General features: G+C 70.5%; 14 protein-coding genes. 6 read left to right on the top strand and 8 right to left on the bottom strand.

Translation table 11 applies throughout. The annotated features are described in order from the left end of the window. Positions 1-269: 269 nt before the first annotated feature. Positions 270-1,109, top strand: a complete 840-nt coding sequence (locus BLW57_RS02125; RefSeq protein ID WP_143051569.1) for a hypothetical protein — start codon at positions 270-272, stop codon at positions 1,107-1,109. 243 nt (positions 1,110-1,352) lie between these two features. Here the strand turns inward: BLW57_RS02125 and BLW57_RS02115 are convergent, their stop codons facing one another. Continuing rightward, the gene (locus tag BLW57_RS02115; protein ID WP_093471704.1) at positions 1,353-2,099 is read right to left on the bottom strand and encodes a phosphotransferase family protein; all 747 of its coding nucleotides are present in this window, start codon (positions 2,097-2,099) and stop codon (positions 1,353-1,355) included. 197 nt (positions 2,100-2,296) lie between these two features. Here BLW57_RS02115 and BLW57_RS02110 point away from each other — a divergent pair, with 197 nt between their 5' ends. The 3 genes from BLW57_RS02110 (at position 2,297) to BLW57_RS02100 (ending at position 5,824) form a co-directional block, all read left to right on the top strand. Beyond that, complete coding sequence (locus tag BLW57_RS02110; protein WP_093471703.1) at positions 2,297-3,415, top strand: ABC transporter substrate-binding protein; 1,119 nt, start codon at positions 2,297-2,299, stop codon at positions 3,413-3,415. A 182-nt stretch (positions 3,416-3,597) separates the two neighbouring features. Beyond that, a complete protein-coding gene (locus BLW57_RS02105; protein WP_093471701.1) occupies positions 3,598-4,110 on the top strand; it encodes a GNAT family N-acetyltransferase in 513 nt (170 codons plus the stop codon). A gap of 529 nt (positions 4,111-4,639) precedes the next feature. Next, on the top strand, positions 4,640-5,824 hold the full coding sequence (locus tag BLW57_RS02100) for a beta-ketoacyl-[acyl-carrier-protein] synthase family protein (protein WP_093471700.1): 1,185 nt from the start codon (positions 4,640-4,642) through the stop codon (positions 5,822-5,824). A 180-nt stretch (positions 5,825-6,004) separates the two neighbouring features. Here BLW57_RS02100 and BLW57_RS02095 read toward each other — a convergent pair whose 3' ends face one another. From BLW57_RS02095 to BLW57_RS02085, 3 genes are all read right to left on the bottom strand, one after another. Continuing rightward, positions 6,005-8,167 carry an ATP-binding SpoIIE family protein phosphatase gene (locus tag BLW57_RS02095; protein WP_093471698.1) on the bottom strand — a complete coding sequence of 721 codons (2,163 nt, stop codon included), beginning with the start codon at positions 8,165-8,167 and terminating at the stop codon, positions 6,005-6,007. 302 nt (positions 8,168-8,469) lie between these two features. Next, positions 8,470-9,387, bottom strand: a complete 918-nt coding sequence (locus BLW57_RS02090) for an NADP-dependent oxidoreductase (RefSeq protein ID WP_093471697.1) — start codon at positions 9,385-9,387, stop codon at positions 8,470-8,472. Positions 9,388-9,578: 191 nt separating this feature from the next. Then, positions 9,579-10,217: an HD domain-containing protein gene (locus tag BLW57_RS02085; RefSeq protein ID WP_176985415.1), complete on the bottom strand. Its 639-nt coding sequence runs from the start codon at positions 10,215-10,217 to the stop codon at positions 9,579-9,581. 232 nt (positions 10,218-10,449) lie between these two features. On the opposite strand from BLW57_RS02085, the gene BLW57_RS02080 reads away from it, so the two are divergent. Next, complete coding sequence (locus BLW57_RS02080; RefSeq protein ID WP_093471695.1) at positions 10,450-11,430, top strand: GlxA family transcriptional regulator; 981 nt, start codon at positions 10,450-10,452, stop codon at positions 11,428-11,430. 125 nt (positions 11,431-11,555) lie between these two features. Here the strand turns inward: BLW57_RS02080 and BLW57_RS42080 are convergent, their stop codons facing one another. The 3 genes from BLW57_RS42080 to BLW57_RS02065 form a co-directional block, all read right to left on the bottom strand. Continuing rightward, on the bottom strand, positions 11,556-11,729 hold the full coding sequence (locus BLW57_RS42080; RefSeq protein WP_256339343.1) for a hypothetical protein: 174 nt from the start codon (positions 11,727-11,729) through the stop codon (positions 11,556-11,558). 379 nt (positions 11,730-12,108) lie between these two features. Next, positions 12,109-13,032 carry an RNA polymerase sigma-70 factor gene (locus BLW57_RS02070; RefSeq protein ID WP_093471694.1) on the bottom strand — a complete coding sequence of 308 codons (924 nt, stop codon included), beginning with the start codon at positions 13,030-13,032 and terminating at the stop codon, positions 12,109-12,111. Then, the gene (locus tag BLW57_RS02065; protein ID WP_093480464.1) at positions 13,029-13,961 is read right to left on the bottom strand and encodes an NAD-dependent epimerase/dehydratase family protein; all 933 of its coding nucleotides are present in this window, start codon (positions 13,959-13,961) and stop codon (positions 13,029-13,031) included. The genes BLW57_RS02070 and BLW57_RS02065 overlap by 4 nt, the downstream gene beginning before the upstream one ends. A gap of 229 nt (positions 13,962-14,190) precedes the next feature. On the opposite strand from BLW57_RS02065, the gene BLW57_RS02060 reads away from it, so the two are divergent. Beyond that, positions 14,191-14,652 carry a pyridoxamine 5'-phosphate oxidase family protein gene (locus BLW57_RS02060; RefSeq protein WP_093471692.1) on the top strand — a complete coding sequence of 154 codons (462 nt, stop codon included), beginning with the start codon at positions 14,191-14,193 and terminating at the stop codon, positions 14,650-14,652. 715 nt (positions 14,653-15,367) lie between these two features. Here the strand turns inward: BLW57_RS02060 and BLW57_RS02055 are convergent. Continuing rightward, entirely contained in the window at positions 15,368-16,537 is a 1,170-nt protein-coding gene (locus BLW57_RS02055) for a hypothetical protein (protein ID WP_093471690.1), read from the bottom strand. Positions 16,538-16,618 lie beyond the last annotated feature (81 nt).

Raw genomic sequence — 16,618 nt, 5'->3', positions numbered from 1 at the left:
ACGTGGTCGGAACTCCATGAGGTCTGCCGACTGGTGCGGAAGACATACCGGCTGTCGCCGACCTGGCCACCGTTCTGACGCCGGAGCAGGTCCGCAGCGCACCGGGCGTGCGACGCCCAACAGCCGCTCAGCCTCCCTCACGGCCTGGTCGGTCAAAGTCGGCTGTACGCCATAGCCACCACTGGTGTCCCAACTGCTCCTACGGAGGCGCGGCCTGGTGAGACCTGGCTGCCGCCGGGATGTCAGTGGCATGGGCTTGACTTACGGCCATGGAGACCAGTGCAGTCGTCGACGCGGTCCGGTGCCGAATCGAGGGGCATCCCCCGGATCGGGACCAAACCGTCATCATGGAGAACCCCCAGGGTACGGACCTGCACGCACTTGTGGCGGCAGTCGGTTCATGGGCGGGACAACATCGGAACCTGGCAGCGGGCGGGTTCGTCGATCCGACGCTGACCGAACGCACCGGCCTGCCGCTGGTCGAGCCCTTCGACGCGCGGGAACTGTTGGAGATGCGGGGTTGGGGCTACCGGAACCGCTGGATCGGGTGTGGCCTGGTCGCCTCGCCGCACGGCCCTCGTACGGTCGTCGTGATCGCTCACCGCGAGGACCCCGCGTCGGCAGGCTTTCCGGAGGGCGCATCCTGGGCCGAGAAGCTGTGCATCGTCACAGGCTGGGAACCGGCACCCGGACCGCGCGTCGACTGGCCCACCATTGAGGCCGACCTCGGCACACGGCTGCCCACCGACTACAAGGAGATCGTCGACCTGTTCGGCGTGGGCAGCTTCGACGAGTACTTCGAACTTGCCGTGCCCGGCGGCTCTGGCGTCGACCGCAACCCGTGGAAGGGGTACGGCCCCGACCTGGCATCCGGCGGACTCCTGCCTTGGGGCTGGTCGGAATTCGAACCGGGACTCATGTGGTCGACGGGCGCGACCGACCCTGACGAGTGGACCGTTGTCACGCGGTCGGAATGCGGCGAAGAGCGGTATTTCGACTGCGGAGCGGGTGAGTTCATCCTGCGCATGCTCACAGACGTGCAGTGGGGGTATCCCATGAGCCACGCCTCCGGGCACTTCTTCGTGAGCTATGGGCAGCCGGACTTCTGAGGCATGATCAGTGGGCCTCCGAGGCATCGGCCCGCGTCGCCAGTTCTGCCGCGATGCCGTCCCGGTTCGGCCCGTGCAGCCACAGATTCTCGGCAGCCTTCCTTCCGCATGATCGCCCCGGCTCGTCCGGCCGCTGCGACAACACCATCCGACAGGCCAGGATCCGGGGCTCAGACCGGCAAGTAGCCGTCCACTACGTGCGGACCGAGCAGAACACCTTCGTAGCAGTCGGTCCGCGCAGCCTCACATCCGGGATCTCAGCACGTCGACCTCACAGCCCGGCGTGAACGGGTCGAAGCCGTGCTCGATCAGCCAGCGGACCGCCAGCAGGCTTCGCAATGACCACCACGCGTGGATCACGTCGAGGTCGATGCCGGAGCCGTAGCCTGCGATGACGTCGGCCAGGTGCTCCTCGTGTCCGAGCGTGAAGGTGGCGAGGTCGTACAGGGCATCACCCTGGCCCGCCTCGGACCAGTCGATGATGCCGGTGACCTCGTCGCCGTCGACGAAGACGTGCGCGATCTGCAGGTCGCCGTGCGTGAACGCCGGAGCCCAGGGCCGGAGCGCGGCCTCGGCGACCTGGCGGTTGCGGGTGACCAGGTCCGCCGGCAGCACGCCGTTCGCCACGAGCAATTCGCACTCTTCGTCGAGTTCCGCGGCCAGGGCGGCGATGCTCCGGCCGGCGCGGCCGGGCCGGGGTGGCAGGGGCGCTTCGTGCAGTGTCCGGATGGCGGCGCCCGCCGCGGCCCACGCCGCCGGCGACCCGGTCGACGGCCCGCCGAGGCGCCCGAGCGTCGTTCCCGGAATTGCGGCCATCGCGAGCACGGGCGGCTTGCGCCACAGGACCATCGGGGTCGGGACCGGCGCGAGGGCCATCACCTCGACCTCGACGTCGATGCGCGCCTGATCGGCGTCCACCTTCAGGAACACGTCGCCGACCCGCAGGGTCGCGCGCTCGGAATGGGCGACGACGACTTCGACCTCATCCATGGGCGCCAGTATCCCGGGGATGACCGTCGGCGTCGCCAGGTTTGTCGCCTGCGATCACGTGGCTGACCGCACCTCGCTACTCCCGCAGCCTCGTGCACGGCACCGACCACTGACCAGGTGAAGTCCACTATTTTTGTCGGGAGTTCCAAGCGGACCGCCCGTCCGCGACCGAATCGCCGTACGGGAGAGACCACCGCATGAGTACGTCGTCATCGCCACCCGAAGCAGTGCAGGCAGAGCAGACTGAAGGGTCCGTTCGGATCGGCGCACTCGTTCCGCTGACCCGGCCCGGCTGGGTCGAGGCAGGCCGACACCTGCTCGCCGGGCTGGAGCTCGCCGTGCGCGACGTCAACGACGCCGGAGGGATCGGTGGAAGACCACTTGAACTGGTGGTACGAGACACCGCGGCGGACCCTGGGAAAGCCGCGGCAGCCGTGGAGGAACTGGCTCGGCTGGGTGTGGTCGCCTTGGCGGGGGAGTACCACAGCGTCGTCGCTCGTGCCGTCGCCGACCGGGCGGATGCCCTTGGTCTGCCGTTCCTGTGTTCCTCAGCGGTCCTGGACGCGCTCACCGAACAGCCGACGCAATGGGTCGCGCGTCTTGCTCCGCCGCAGTCCGACGGCTGGCGGGTCTATGCGGATTTCCTCCTCGGTGCGGGCCACAGCCACATCGCCGTGGCGACCCAGCCGAGTGTCTACTGGGCGTCTGGAGTCGGCGCCCTGCGGGACCACCTCACTCCACGCGGCGGCACCGTCATCGAACTCGACACGCGCGCGCTCGCCCCTGCCGCGGTGTGCGACGCACTCGTCGACCACCGTGCGACCGCACTCCTCCTTCTGGTCGGCCACCCGGAACCGGCAGTGTCCATGGTCAGGTCCCTCCGCCGCGACCGGCGCCTCGACGAGATCCTGATCGGTGCACCGGCCGGCCAACCGGAGTTCGCCGCATGGGCGGACCTGCTGGGTGTCGACGGCGCCGGAGTCCCGTTCCTGCGCTACCTGCCCGAACGTCCGGGCCCACTCGGTGCACGAGTCGAGGCAGCCTTGCGTGCCCAACTCGCCGAAGCACCTTCTTTCGTTGCCTTCGAGGGCTACGACACGATCACTGTCCTCGCCGAAGCGCTGCGTTCGCACGGCGCCGACAGGGCGCGCGTTGCCGCATCCTGGCCACACGTCGCGGTTGACGGCACCCGCGGGCGGATTCGGTTCTCCCGAAAGAACGGCGTCCGCGTGTGGCAGTGGCTCGGGGCGCCCATTCAGGTCGTGGACCGAGATCCGGCAGCGCCCGATCGCTTTCGGGTCCGGTACGCCGTATGAGAAGAGCGACGCCAGGCGGAGCCGGGTGGCCGGATGCCGGCCCCGGCTCCGACACGGTGCATCGGCCGCACATATGTGTCCGTTGGTACGTGGGCCCTTTCCGGCATCGCCTTCGCCATCCTGGGGAGTCACCCACGGGGCCCGGAGGGAGGAGCACGGGAGGCTCGTGTGAGGATCGACGGGTGAACGATCTACGTTTCCGCCCCGCTGCCGGCGCAGATCTCTCCACCCTCGTCCGCCTACGTGACGAGGCTGCCCGTTGGATGAACTCCCGGGGCACCACCGGGCAGTGGCAGCCCGGCGAACTGGGTGAGGACCACTTCCGCCGGATCATGGAAGACGGGGAAGTGTGGATCGCGGAACTGCAGGGTCGTCAGGTCGGGGCCTGGGAACTGTGGTGGGAGGACCCGGACGCCTGGGGTCCGCAGCCTCCGACGGCCGGGTATGTGCATCGCCTGATGGTGGACCGTACCGCCGCTCCGCCAGGAACAGGACTGCGCCTGCTGCGAGCCGCTGAGCGACGTGTGGCGGAAGCGGGACGCACCCTGGCCCGCCTCGACTGTCTGGCCGGCAACGCTCGTCTTACCGCGTACTACCTCGAGGCCGGCTACCGGGTCGTAGGGCACAAGGAGGGCAAGCCCCAGCCGGGTGGCACGACCAAGTCCTACACGCTCCTCGAGAAGCCCCTTCGGTGAGGCGGCCGAGCGGGACGCGCTCTCCCGCCGGAGAAGTTCAATAGGCATTTGTCCCAATTTGTCCAGCAGGGCCGTCGGCCTGCTCAGGTCACACAGCGGCGCGGCGCCTGTGCCGTCGGGGTGCCCGGCCTGGGCGGGCCCGCCGGAGTGGCCGAGGGTGCGCCGGCCTGCGGCCTCACCCCCTGAAGGGCTGCCCTCTTCGCACCGGCCTTCCGCGCCCTTTTGCCCTTGGCGGGACCCCGTCGAGGTAGCCGAGTCCGGCTGACGGCAAGTCAGGCAGGCGTGGCGTGGCGTGGCCCGCCCCGAGGTGCAACCCCTTCATTCGGCGATGTGTGCCGTGTCACGCGCCCAAAAGGTGGCCAAGTTGTGTGCATCACAGCGCAAATGTCCCTTTAGCGTCCATGCTCGAACCGGCCACTGACTCCCGAAGTGGAGCTAACCGCCACCCCCTTGGGCGTGAGCTATCAAAGTGGCGCATCACACAGCAATCGTGTCGTTCCCCCCTGCTTCCCCCAGAAAGGGCCTCACCATGGCTGCTTACGTCTGCGCTCCTGCCGTGATCCACGGCGAGCACGCCGTGAAGACCAGCGAAATCGTGGCGGAGGTGCGCGATCGGCACCCGGATGCCGCCTGGGCGCCGCGGATCGACGGCATCGCGGCCGGCACGGGCATCGAAAGCCGCGGATGGATGCTGCCGCTGGAGACAGCCGTCGCGCCGGGCAGTGGCGGCAGCCTGGGGGCCGTCGGCGCCGGACCGGCCCAAGAGGCGTTGGCGCGCGAAGGGTTCACCCAGCAGGACGTGGACCGCGTGATGGCCGCGCTCGGAGCGATACCCGCGCCGCAGACGGTCCAGGAGCGGACCGCGCCGGCCTGGGAGGCCGTGCAGAACTACGGTGAGCGTGCGGCGCGCGGGGCCCTCCAGATCGCCGGGATCGACGCCGCCGACGTCGACTGCCTGATCACCAGCAACTCGACCACCCCGGCGCTGCCGGGTCTGGACATCGCCCTGGCCAACAAGCTCCGGCTCCGCGACGACGCGATGCTGGTGCCGGCCACGCAGTGGGCCTGCATCGCGGGAACCCGGTCCCTGGCGCTGGCCGCGGATCTCGTGGCCGCAGACCCCGACCGAGTGGTCCTGGTCGTGATCGCGGAGGCGCTGAGCACGACCTATCAGCCCGCGGACGACACCCTCGAGTCCCTGATCGTCCGGCTGCTGTTCGCGGACACCGCGGTCGCCGCCGTGGTCACGGGCCGCCCGAGGCGCGAATCGGTGCTGCGGCTGGACGCCGCCTGGAACCACACCCTGCCCGGCACCCAGGACCTGCACCGCCTGGAGACGCGGTCCGACGGCACCCACTTCGTGATGGACCGGCGGGGCCCGCGCGCCGTACAGGAGACGGTCACCGCGATGTGGGAGTGGCTGCGCGTCCGCTATGAGGACAGCCCCGACTCCTGGCACCCCGACGTGCTGCTCGCGCACCCCGGCGGGACCCGGGTGCTGGAGTACATGGAGCAGACGATGCCCGAGACCTGGCCGTCGGGGCTGCTGGACTACAGCCGCGACAGCTACACCAGCGGAAATCGCGGCGGCGCCGCCGTGTTCGACATCATGCGTCGGGCGTACGACGCCGGACAGAAGCCGGGCAGCCGTGCCGTCCTCTACGCGGCGGCACCCGGCCTCACCGCCACCGCCTTGGAGGGGGAGTGGCTGTAGTACGCACCTACGCGGCCCGTACCGGCGCACGGGCCGCCCGGATCACCGGTCACGCCACCCGTACCGCTGTGAGCGCCGTCCCTCGGACCGGGCCACGCTCACGCCGCCACTAGCTCACCCCATGCGCCGCCCGTACCTCGCGCTGCCCGTACGCCGGCCTCGCGTCGGTCCGGAAGCGCGTCACCTCGCGACTTCCGCCCAGACCACCTTGCCGGAGTCCGTCCACCGCACCCCCCACCGCTTGCTGAGCCTGTGCACGATGTGCAGGCCACGACCGCCGTCGTCGAGGAGGTCGCGCCGGCTCAGACGCGGCCTGCCGTTGCCCGTGTCGCCCACCTCGCACAGCAGGCCGTGACCGGACCTGATCAGCCGTACCGTGATGGGACCCGTCGCGAAGCGCACCGCGTTCGTGACCAGCTCGCCGACCAGCAGTGACACGTTGTTCAGGGTGTCCTCCCTGGTGTGCCACTGCCGCAGCAGCGCCAAGACCTGCGCCCGGGCGCGAGCGGGCGCGTCGTAACGGGCGGGCAGTCGCCAGGTGGCGGTGTCCTCCTTGCGGTAGCCGATCATGCGCGCCAGCAGCAGGGTCACGTCGTCGCGCTGCCGCACGGGCGCGAGCACCGCGACGACGCGCCGTGCGGCCTGTTGCAGGGCGTCCCACGGGTGCACCGCGGACACCGCGTCCGCCAGTCTGCCGATGCCCTCGTCGATCGACAGGGCCGGATCCTCCACCAGGCCGTCGGTGTAGAGGGCGAGCAGCGAACCCGGAGGCGCGTCGAACGTATGCACGTCAAACGGCTCCCGTAGGGCGAACTCCGCGCCGAGCCCGGGATGGGGACGGACCGCGAGCGGGCCCGCGCGCCCGTCCGGCGACACCAGGATCGGGGGAAGGTGGCCTGCACTGGACAACGCCACGCGGTGGCTGACCGGGTCGTAGAGGGCGATGCAGCAGGTCGACCCGAGGGCGCTGTAGCCGGCCGCCAGCCCGGACTCCGCGTCGTCCAGCAGGGACACGGTCTCGTCCAGGTGCTCCAGCACCTCGTCGGGCGCCAGACCCGCGGACAGCAGCGCGCGGGCCTCCATGCTCAGCTGCCCCATGGTCGCCGCGGCCCCCAGACCGTGCCCGACGACGTCGCCGACCACCAGCGCGGTACGGCCGTCGGGCAGCGGAAAGCTGTTCACCCAGTCACCGCCGACGCCCGCGCTGTCCGGGGTGGCGGGCTGGTAGACGCTCGCGATCTCGACGCTGTCGCCGCCGGTCCTGGGCAGCAGTCGGCGCTGCAACGCCAGCACCTGCGTGTGCTCGCGCTGGTGCTGACGGGCCAGGTCGACGTGATGGGCGGTCCTGGCCACCAGTTCCTGCAACTCGAACAGCTCGCTGTCCCGGAAGGGGCGGTCCGCCCGCCGCCAGACCTCCGCCACGCCCAGCACGACGGGCGGCACGCTGTCCAGGACCAGAGGTATGCACGCCACCCCCGCCGACCGGTCACCCGGCACCAGGGCACGCATCACGAGTGGACTGCCGAGCACCCGCTCGACCGACTCCCGGTCGGGTATGACGATGGCCTGCGGGGCGTCGTCACGCTGCACCGCCTGGGACAGCAGGCGACTCGCGTCACTGGGGAGATCGTCACCCGGAGTCACATAGCCCTCGGGCCACACCCGGTCCGGCACCAGGGCCGCCCGCCGCAGCCGGATGCGCCCGTGCGCCCGTTCGCTGACCCCCTCGCCCGTCCACACGGCGAAGTCGAGGTCGATGGCGGCCACGTCCCCCCAGGCCAGCAGGGACTCCGCCAGCGACTGAGCGGTCTCGCCGATGTCCAGAGAGGTGCCGATCGCGGTCTCGGCGGCGTACAGATGCAGCCTCCTGGCCATGGCGATCACGGAGACGGTCAGGCCTTCCTGGGGCGCCGCGGCAGGCAGGATGCTCAGCGAGACCACCAGTTCCGACCCGTCATCGCGCCGTAGCCGCTGGATCCGGGCCACATGCGCCTCACCGGTCTCCAGGACCTGCCGCAACCGCCGGGTCACCGTCGGTACGTCCCTGGGGGGCAGCAGGTCGACGAGGGGGCTCCCGGGCACGGCGTTCAGACCCGCGAACACCGGGGCGTCGAGATTGCAGCGGGTGATCCTCAGATCCCCGTCGACGTTGATCGCGCCGAGGATCTGGTCCTGTCGGCCTGCCGCCCCGTTGTCGGGCACGCGCCGGCCGGTGGCGCGCTCGCCCTGCGCCTCGACAGGACCACCCGCCGCTGTCGCTCCACCGCGCGGGATGTAGCGCCCGAGGGCGCTGCTGACCAGCTCGAACGGCGAAGAAGACGAGGGGGAGGGTGTGGAGTCCATGCGGCTCTCTCGGCAATCCCCGGTGCAGCACCGGGGCCGTACTCGGACCCGTGCGACGGGGCCCCGAGATCCCTGACCGCACACCTCATTGAATAACACCGGGAGTCGCTTCGCCCACATCGGCGGATCACCCCGCGATCGCGGACAGTGAGGGCGCCGTGGGGGCTGGGGTCCCCTCGGTGATCGCTGGTCACGGCACGGAGGGCGAGGGCGCACCCCGCTCCCCGAGTGGGCAGCCGTTCACCACTCCCGAAGTGGGCAGCCGTTCACCGTCCGTACCACCGCCTCGTTCTCACCACTCACTACTCGGCGACGCGGATGATCGTGCGGCCGTCGACGCGCCGGTCCGGCGCGAAGGCGGCGGCTGCCTCGGCCAGGGGGCGGATGGAGCCGACGCGCACCTCGAGTCGTCCGTCCCGAAGTCGCTGCGCGAGGTCGGCGAGACGCGCGCGGTCGGGTTCCACGACGAAGAAGACGGACCGCCCGTCCTCGGGGCGCACGGTCGGCGGGTGGGCGATGGTGACGAGCGTGCCGCCGGCGCGCACGAGCGGGGCCGAGCGTTCGAGGACCGTGCCGCCGATCACGTCGAACACCACGTCGACCTGATCGGCTGCGGCCCATTGGTCGGTGTCCAGGGCGAGGAACGTATCGGCGCCCAGACCGAGGACGGTGTCCCGGTCGGTGGACCGGCCCGTCCCGATGACACGGGCTCCCGCCTGGCGGGCCAGCTGGACGGCGATCGAGCCGACGCCGCCGGCGGCACCGTGGACCAGCACGGTCTGCCCGGCGGCGAGGCGGGCGTGGTCGAACAGACCCTGCCAGGCGGTCAGTCCCGAGATCGGCAGCGCCGCTGCCACCGTGTGGTCGATGTCGGCGGGGAGCGGAGCGAGATTGCGGGCTTCGACGGCGACGTACTCGGCGAGCGAGCCGTCACGAGTCCAGTCCGTCAGCCCGAAGACGCGCTGGCCGACGCTGGGCCCGGTGGTCCCGTAGCCGAGTTCCGCCACCACTCCCGAGACCTCGTGCCCCGGCACCGAGGGCGTGCGGTCACGGCCGGCCCGATCGGTCCAGGTTCCGGGCCAGTCGAGCTCACCCCGGGTGAAACCCGCCGCGTGCACCCGCACGATGACGTCGTTCTCGGCGGCGTGCGGGTGCGGCATGTCCTCCAGGACCGGCCCATTGACCCCGGCTTCGCGGTCTCGGACGGTGATGGCTCGCACGACGGCTCCTCTCGTGGAAGCGGTGGGAGATGCCGCGATCGTCCACGGCAGGGAATCCTCTGTCCGGGCCTTGATGCCCTTCGCGGGTGATCGACGTGCTCCTGCCGCCACCACCTCGCCCGTACGGCCGAACCGGGCGGTAAGCCTGGTGAGCGCACCGGGACGCCGTCGGCCGGTGGTGCGGACGACCGTCACTGGGGCCAGGGCGCATGGATGACGCGCTCCACCATGGACGTGCGGTGGAAACCGGGAACGAAGTGTTCCAGGACGTCCGCGTTGACCGTGCCGTACGTGGTATCCGGGCGGTTCCTGAGTCCCTCGACGAAAGCCTGCAGGAACTCGCCCTTGAAGTCTCCGCGTGGATGGGCGGCGACGATCTCGTCCACCTGGTCGCCTTCCAGGCGGTCCAGGCCCCAGCCGACCGCGTCGGTCAGCACACCGAAGTTCGTCGCGGCGATCTCGGGGCCCATCCGGCCGGGAATCCCCGGCGTCGTGTGCAGCGCGATCGCCGTCCAGACCACGTCGGAGGCGCTCTCGGGGAAACCCCGGTCCAGCAGGAACTTGCGCGCGTGGTCGGCGCCGTCGAGCTCGAACCGCTGCTCCGCGTCGGAGAACGGGGTCAGCAGACCCGCGTCGTGGAACATCGCCGAAATGTACAGCAGCTCGGGGTCGGGCCGGAGGCCCAGCCTGCGAGCGTGCAGGGAGGCGAAGAGGAAGACACGCCGGGAATGGTGGAAGAGCAGAGGAGCGGTCGTTTCCCGGAGAAGGCTCGTGGCCTCCACGACAGCCGAGGTCTCGGGGATCTCCACCCCCGCGATGAAGTCGATCATCTGTCCGTGCTCTCCCTGCGATCTACGGGCCACTGGACTGTGCGTCCGTGGTCCACACTGCCGACCGGGCAGGCTTCGGCACCGCACCCGTCCGGCCGGGAACCACTCGATTACGGCCACCTCAGGATGGGACGGCGAGTCCAGACCCGCATCGCACGGCGCGCCTCGTGCACTCTCGAAGACGAGCGGTGCCGCCCTGGCCACTCACACCGAGACGTCCTGGGAGAGAACCTTGACCCCCTACACACACCACCGGGTCGCGATCCTCGTCTACGACGGGGTGAAACTCCTGGACGTCGCAGGTCCCGCCGATGTGTTCGCGGAGGCGAATCGACTGGGTGCCGACTATCGGGTCGCCCTCCTGTCGCCGACCGGTGCCGACGTCAGGTCGTCGGTCGGCATCAGGATCGGCGTCGACGGCGGCCCGGCCTTCGAGCCCGCCCCGGCTACGTTCGTGGTGCCGGGCGGGGACGTCTACCCGAGGACCCCCGTCCCGCGTGATCTGATCGAGGCGGCGAGGGATCTGGCGGTCCGCTCCCACCGCGTCGCCTCCGTCTGCACCGGAGCCTTCGTCCTGGGGGCCGTCGGCCTGCTCGACGGAAAGCGCGCCACCACCCACTGGAAGGTCGCAGGCGAGCTCGCCGCCCGCTGTCCGAAGACCCATGTCGAGCCCGACGCCATCTACGTGCGCGACGGCACCACCTACACGTCGGCGGGCGTCGCCGCGGGCATCGACCTGGCGCTGGCCCTCGTGGAGGAGGACCACGGGCCCGAGCTGAGCCGGGACGTCGCCCGCGCCCTGGTGGTCTACCTGCAACGCCCCGGAGGCCAGTCGCAGTTCTCCGCTCCGTTGCAGGGACCACCGCCACGGTCACCCGTCCTGCGCAAGGTCGCGGACCTGGTCCTCGCGGATCCTTCGGGAGACCATTCACTCGGCGAACTCGCCAAGCACCTCCATGTCAGCCCCCGGCATCTCACACGACTGTTCCGTGAGGAGCTGTCCACCTCTCCGACCCGCTACGTCGCCTCGATCCGGCTCGACCTCGCCAAGGCCTTCCTCGATCAAGGACACACCGCGACACAGGCAGCCGCCCTGGCCGGTTTCCCGAGCTACGAGAGCCTGCGGCGGGTCTTCGTACGGGAGTTGTCCGTGAGCCCCGCCGCGTATCAGCGCCGCTTCGCCACCGCTCGCGGCCCGCGGCCGGGGCGGTGACGGCCGAGCGCCTGGCAAGAGGCCCGGCGGCGAGTGCCGGGCCGGTGAGGAGCCGGCCGGGTAGCAGCGTTCCCTCCGAAGACCGCAGACCGTGCGGCCTGTGGTGGCCGCTGCCTTCCCGGTGACTAGGCGTTCTGGCGGACTGGCGGCGCCGTTGTGCGCAGCGCGCCGAGCGCCAGTGACCACCCCAGCAGCTCGTCTGCCATCCGGTGCACCTCCGCCCTGTGCGGCTTCCGCGGCCGGAACTCCGCGAAGACCTCGCACAGCGACAGAGCCACTTGGGGCCCGATGTCCGCCATGACCGCGACGCGGGCGGAGCGGTGTTGTACTCCGGTGTGGCGAAGATGTACGCGTCGTACGGGCCGAGCCGCTCTGCCCATCGCCGGGTGTGCGGCTGTCCGCCGGCGCACTGGCCGCGGGGACGACCTCGTCGAGCAGCGGCAGCCCGTGGTCGGACAGGCCCACAAGCTCGAAGTCCGCTACTCCGCCTGCGTGTTGTGTCGCAAGCCGCCGCACTCATTCGGCCACTCGATCGCCCTCGCGGCCCGGACGTGTGCTGCCGATGACGATGCCGATCCTCGTCATGCCTGTCCCTCTCCTCCTCTGCTCGTCCGCTCCTGGCCCTGGCTCATGTGGCGCGAGCCGGCATGCACGCCGGTGCGCCGCCGACCGTTCGGCTCAGTCGGCGCCCTCGGCCGGCTGCTGTGCTTCGCGGAGGACGGCCCAGGCATCCGCCACCGGGCCCACGTGGCCGAGCTTGTCGGGGTTGCTCACCGTGCGGATCGTCTGGATACGACCGTCGACGACGTCGAGCGTCCAAGTGTTGATGACCTTGCCGTCCCGGTCGCGGAAGATCGCGCCGGGCTGCCCGTTCACCCGGTGCGGCTCCACCGCACCGCCGATCCGCACCAACAGCGGGAGAAGCAGGGCGAGTACCCGGGACACGGGGTCGACGCCGCAGAAGCCCTGGGCCCATTGCGGGGCCTTGCCGCCGCTGTCCGCCACCATCTGCACATCCGCGGCGAGCCATTCCCGCAGCGCCTCCACATCCCCTTCCGCGAGGGCCCCGAAGAACCGTGTCGCGAGCTCCTCGCGCTCGCGGCGGTCGACCTCGAACCGCGGCCGCCCGGCGGTCATGTGACGGCGCGCCCGCACCACGAGCTGACGGCACGCGGACTCCGATCGGCCCACCGCCGAGGCGATCTCCGGGAAGCCGAACTCGAACACCTCCCGCAGCACGAACGCCGCGCGCTCCAGTGGGGTGAGCCGTTCCAGCAGGAGCAGGGCCGCCATCGACACCGAGTCGGCCAGCTGGGCCGAGCGCTCGGGATCCTCGTATGGATCGGTCAGCAACGGTTCGGGGAACCACGGCCCGACGTATTCCTCGCGCCGGACGCGCGCGGAACGCAGCGTGTTGATCGAGATTCGGGTGACCACGGTGGACAGGTACGCCTTGGCCGAGACGGGGGCGGCCGACAACGCCTCGTAGCGCAACCAGGTTTCCTGCACGGCGTCCTCCGCCTCGCTCACGCTGCCCAGGAGCCGGTAACCGATCGAGAACAACAGCGGCCGCAGCTCCTGGAACTCCTCGACCCGGGTCACGCCAGTTCCTCCTCGAAGCCCTGACGCCACGAGGGGTAGCGCGGTTGCCAGCCCAGTTCGCGCTTCGCCTTGGCGTTGGAGAACCCGCGTCCTTCGGTCATCATCACCACCGCCTGATCGCCGGCCAGCAACCGGGCGAGCCACACCGGGACACGTATCGGCCGCCTCGCCCCCGCGCAGGCCGCCAGGTGAGGCAGCCACTCGCGGGCCGGAGCCGGATCGTCGTCGACGACGTTGAACACACCCCTCGCCCTCTGCTCCACGGCCAGGACCGTGGCGCTCGCCGCGTCGTCGAGATGCACCCACGAGCTGTAGCCGGCGCCGCTCCCCACCAGCGGATATTGCCGTTTGCGGACCAGTTCGACCTGGTCGTCGATGGCGCCGGGCCCGTAGAAGGCGCCGTAACGCAGGACTGCGCCGCCGGCCTTGAGTACGACGTCCTCGACGTGACACAGCGCCTTCAACCCCACGTGCGCCGCCGTCCCTTCGAGCAGGTCCAGCGGGTCCTGTTCGGTCTTCACCCAGCCGCCCTCGCGGATGCCGTTCCAGGAGGCGTAGCCTTGTGCGACGACGTGGGACACACCCGCCGCCTCGGCCGCCGCCAGCAGGTGATCCGTCCCCTCGGTGCGCAGCCGGTTGGTGGTGGCGAACCACCGGTCCGGATGCTTGATGTCGGGCTTGCCGGCATGCGCCATGGAGATCGCGGTCATCTGGTGCACGATCACGTCCGGCCGGGCCTTCGCCACGGCCTCACCGACCGATGCCGCGTCCAACCCGTCCATCACCACGCCGTCCGCGCCCAGTTGCGCGAGCTGTGCCACCTTCGCCGAACTCGTGGTCGTGGCCGTCACCTGGTGTCCGGACGCTCGTAGTCGCGGCACCAGACGCCGCCCCAGTACGCCACTCCCACCTGCCACGAACACCCGCATGACCATCACCCTCCCGTTGGAAGCCTCTGCCCTCACCACCTGAGACAAGACAGCCCGGCGATCTGTGACATGGCGGATGAGGAGCGGTCGCCTCCTGGCCGATTCGCGCCCGCCACCCGGGCACCGAAGTGGGGCGCCCCGGGACGAAGGCCGAGTGGGTGATCGGTCGTTGGGAGTAGGTCCTGCGCCCCAGGCGCTCTGTGCGCCTGCTTGGCTAGGGTCGCTCCTCATGGAGACCACGGGAATCGGTCGTCGCCGGACGGCGGAGCGAGTACGCGACGTTCAGGAGCGGCTCGCCACCGAGCGGGATGTATGGGTGTCGACGGCTCACCCTGAGCACGGGCCCCACCAGGTGCCGCTGTGGTTCTCGTGGGACGGCCGAGCAGTGTGGATGTGCACCGGCGCCACCTCCGTGACCGCGCGGAACGTACGCGAAGAGCCGCGCGTCCGCCTGTCGCTACCGGACACCTTCGACGTGGTGCTCCTCCAGGGTGAGGCCGAATGCTTCCCGGACCAGGAGGTGCCGGGCGACGCGGCGGAGGCGTTCGCCGACAAGTTCGGATGGGATCCCCGCGGGGAAGAGGGTCCCTTCCTGTACGTACGCGTGGTCCCGAGGACCGTGCGCGCCTGGCGCGGCGAGCCGGAACTGCGCGGGAGAGTCGTGATGCGCGACGGGATCTGGCTGCAATAGCGACGGTCCCTCACCTCGGCGAGGGCTTCGTCTTGGCCGCCCACACCGCTATTGGCTGCGCGCCAGGCGGGTCATGGACGCCATGGCCTCCCGGTACCTCGACCACGGGATCCGGCGTGGTGCCGCGGGCGGGGGATTCGAGCATCGGTAGCGTCGATCGTGTGCTGTCGCTGCGTGGTCTGAACGGGTCCAGGTTGATGCTCATCGCCTTGGTCGGCGTGGCCGCGCTGCTGGCGATCGGCGTCGCGGTGGTGGGACCGGTACTGAACGCGCACCACGAGCAGGCCGCGGGACGCATCGAGACGCGTTGGCGCCCGGCCATCGCTGAACTCGGCTCCGTCCGGGGCCTTGGGCGACCTGCGGGCCGCGGCACTGGTAGGAGCAGCGGGCGAGGAACTACGCGGGGACGCCCGGGTGGCGCTGAGAGAGCATCTGGAGGCGTTGGGGCGGCTGGCCGCCGGTGCGGACACCGAGGTACGCGCCGGGGCCGTGGACTTCGACCGCAGTATCACCCGGTGGTTGGATGCCGCCAATGCTCGGTGGCGCTCGACGTGACCACGGAGGAGTTCGTACGGGTCTCGGTCACAGTAGGCGACACGCCCGCGAAGGTGTGTGACGACGCGAAGAAGGCGGCCGGCGTAGTGGCGGGTCGGCTGTCCGCCTGACGCCGGACGGGCTCGGTTCGGTCCGGCACGATCGGCGGGCTGACCCGTCGTCACGAAGGACCTGCCGTCCGTTCGCCGGCCCGGCGCTCAGCGGCATGCAGCAGGGGAGTGGCGTAATCCACCAGCCTGTGCATGACCGGGACCGGTATGCCAGGGTTCTTGACGGCCATCTCTGCGCTACGCAGTGCGAGCAGGAGCGGTACCAGCGCGTGCGGAGGCAGGGCAGGGTTCGTCCAGGCGCGCAGTCGTACCCCTTCCTCCGGATCACCGGCCAGGGCGATCGCCATTTCGGCTGCGAGCCGGTGGTCCTCAGCCGCGGCTCTGCGGACGGTCTCATGGGGGTCGCCGGCGGCCCGTTCGACATCTGCGGCGGTGGAGGCGGGATCGTGGTGCGCGAGTGCCCGCAGTCGCGGGTTGGGGTCCGTGGCGAAGCGCAGCAGGCCCGCGCGGGGGAAGTTGGGATGGTTCAGGGGCCGGCCCGGGAACGAGAAGCTTCCGTTCCACCAGCCGGCCACGGCGAGGAGCATCTCGGGTGGCGCGTCGTCGCAGGACTCGGCGAGGAAGAGTTGCACTACGTCGTCCTCGTCCCGGGCGAGCAGATCGACCACGTCCGCGGGCAGACGGGGTGCTCTGGCGACGCTGCGGCGGACCAGCAACTTGGGAGAGGCGGCGAGCAGTCGCATGGCGTCGGGGTTTTCGTGGAGCGCGCCGATCCACCACAGTGCCGTCGTCAGCCTGTCCGGGGCGATGTCGGGAACCTCGGCGGCCATCGCGGCGATTTCGGCCGGTGTGGTGGGCGGCGCGGCGTAGGGTTCCGGGGCAGGCTCGACGCCTCGGCGTATCCGTCGGGCCACGGCGCTCTCCGCGGCGAGCCCCGTCAACCGTTCGCGCAAGGCAGGTTCGGGCGAGGCGCCGGAGAGTCGTTCCGCTTGGGCGGGGGAGAGCCGACGACCGCATATGGTCGCGACGTCGGTACGGACGTCCTCCCTGCGGTGGGTGATCGCAACATCCATGACCCCGTCGGGCAGGTCGTGACGGTACAGCATGCTGGTCTCGCCGATGTCCAACAGCCTGACGAGCAGCTCGGTGGGCGCGGCGCGGTTGTAGCCGAGCCCGGACAGCCACAGAAGGGGGACGCGCCAATCGTGGTCGGTCCCCGACGTGAGGCGCGTCCAGTCCGAACTGCCCGTCGCGGGCTGTGTCTTCGTCACCGGCTCCATGGTAGAGCTCTCGACGGCAGCTCGTCCGCGTATGTGATTCCTCGCGCCCTAGGCATATCGTCGCTCTGACGATATGTGGTC

The organism is Streptomyces sp. 1222.5 (assembly GCF_900105245.1).
Lineage (GTDB): Bacteria > Actinomycetota > Actinomycetes > Streptomycetales > Streptomycetaceae > Streptomyces > Streptomyces albidocamelliae.
This window is presented reverse-complemented; position numbering and strand designations above follow the sequence as displayed.

Excerpts from the sequence above, each read along its gene's own strand:
- BLW57_RS02060 (WP_093471692.1), top strand. The coding sequence starts at position 14,191 with ATGGAGACCACGGGAATCGGTCGTCGCCGGACGGCGGAGCGAGTACGC.
- BLW57_RS02055 (WP_093471690.1), bottom strand. The coding sequence starts at position 16,537 with ATGGAGCCGGTGACGAAGACACAGCCCGCGACGGGCAGTTCGGACTGG.
- BLW57_RS42080 (WP_256339343.1), bottom strand. The coding sequence starts at position 11,729 with ATGGCGGACATCGGGCCCCAAGTGGCTCTGTCGCTGTGCGAGGTCTTC.
- BLW57_RS02085 (WP_176985415.1), bottom strand. The coding sequence starts at position 10,217 with ATGATCGACTTCATCGCGGGGGTGGAGATCCCCGAGACCTCGGCTGTC.
- BLW57_RS02095 (WP_093471698.1), bottom strand. The coding sequence starts at position 8,167 with ATGGACTCCACACCCTCCCCCTCGTCTTCTTCGCCGTTCGAGCTGGTC.
- BLW57_RS02110 (WP_093471703.1), top strand. The coding sequence starts at position 2,297 with ATGAGTACGTCGTCATCGCCACCCGAAGCAGTGCAGGCAGAGCAGACT.
- BLW57_RS02125 (WP_143051569.1), top strand. The coding sequence starts at position 270 with ATGGAGACCAGTGCAGTCGTCGACGCGGTCCGGTGCCGAATCGAGGGG.
- BLW57_RS02065 (WP_093480464.1), bottom strand. The coding sequence starts at position 13,961 with ATGCGGGTGTTCGTGGCAGGTGGGAGTGGCGTACTGGGGCGGCGTCTG.
- BLW57_RS02100 (WP_093471700.1), top strand. The coding sequence starts at position 4,640 with ATGGCTGCTTACGTCTGCGCTCCTGCCGTGATCCACGGCGAGCACGCC.
- BLW57_RS02115 (WP_093471704.1), bottom strand. The coding sequence starts at position 2,099 with ATGGATGAGGTCGAAGTCGTCGTCGCCCATTCCGAGCGCGCGACCCTG.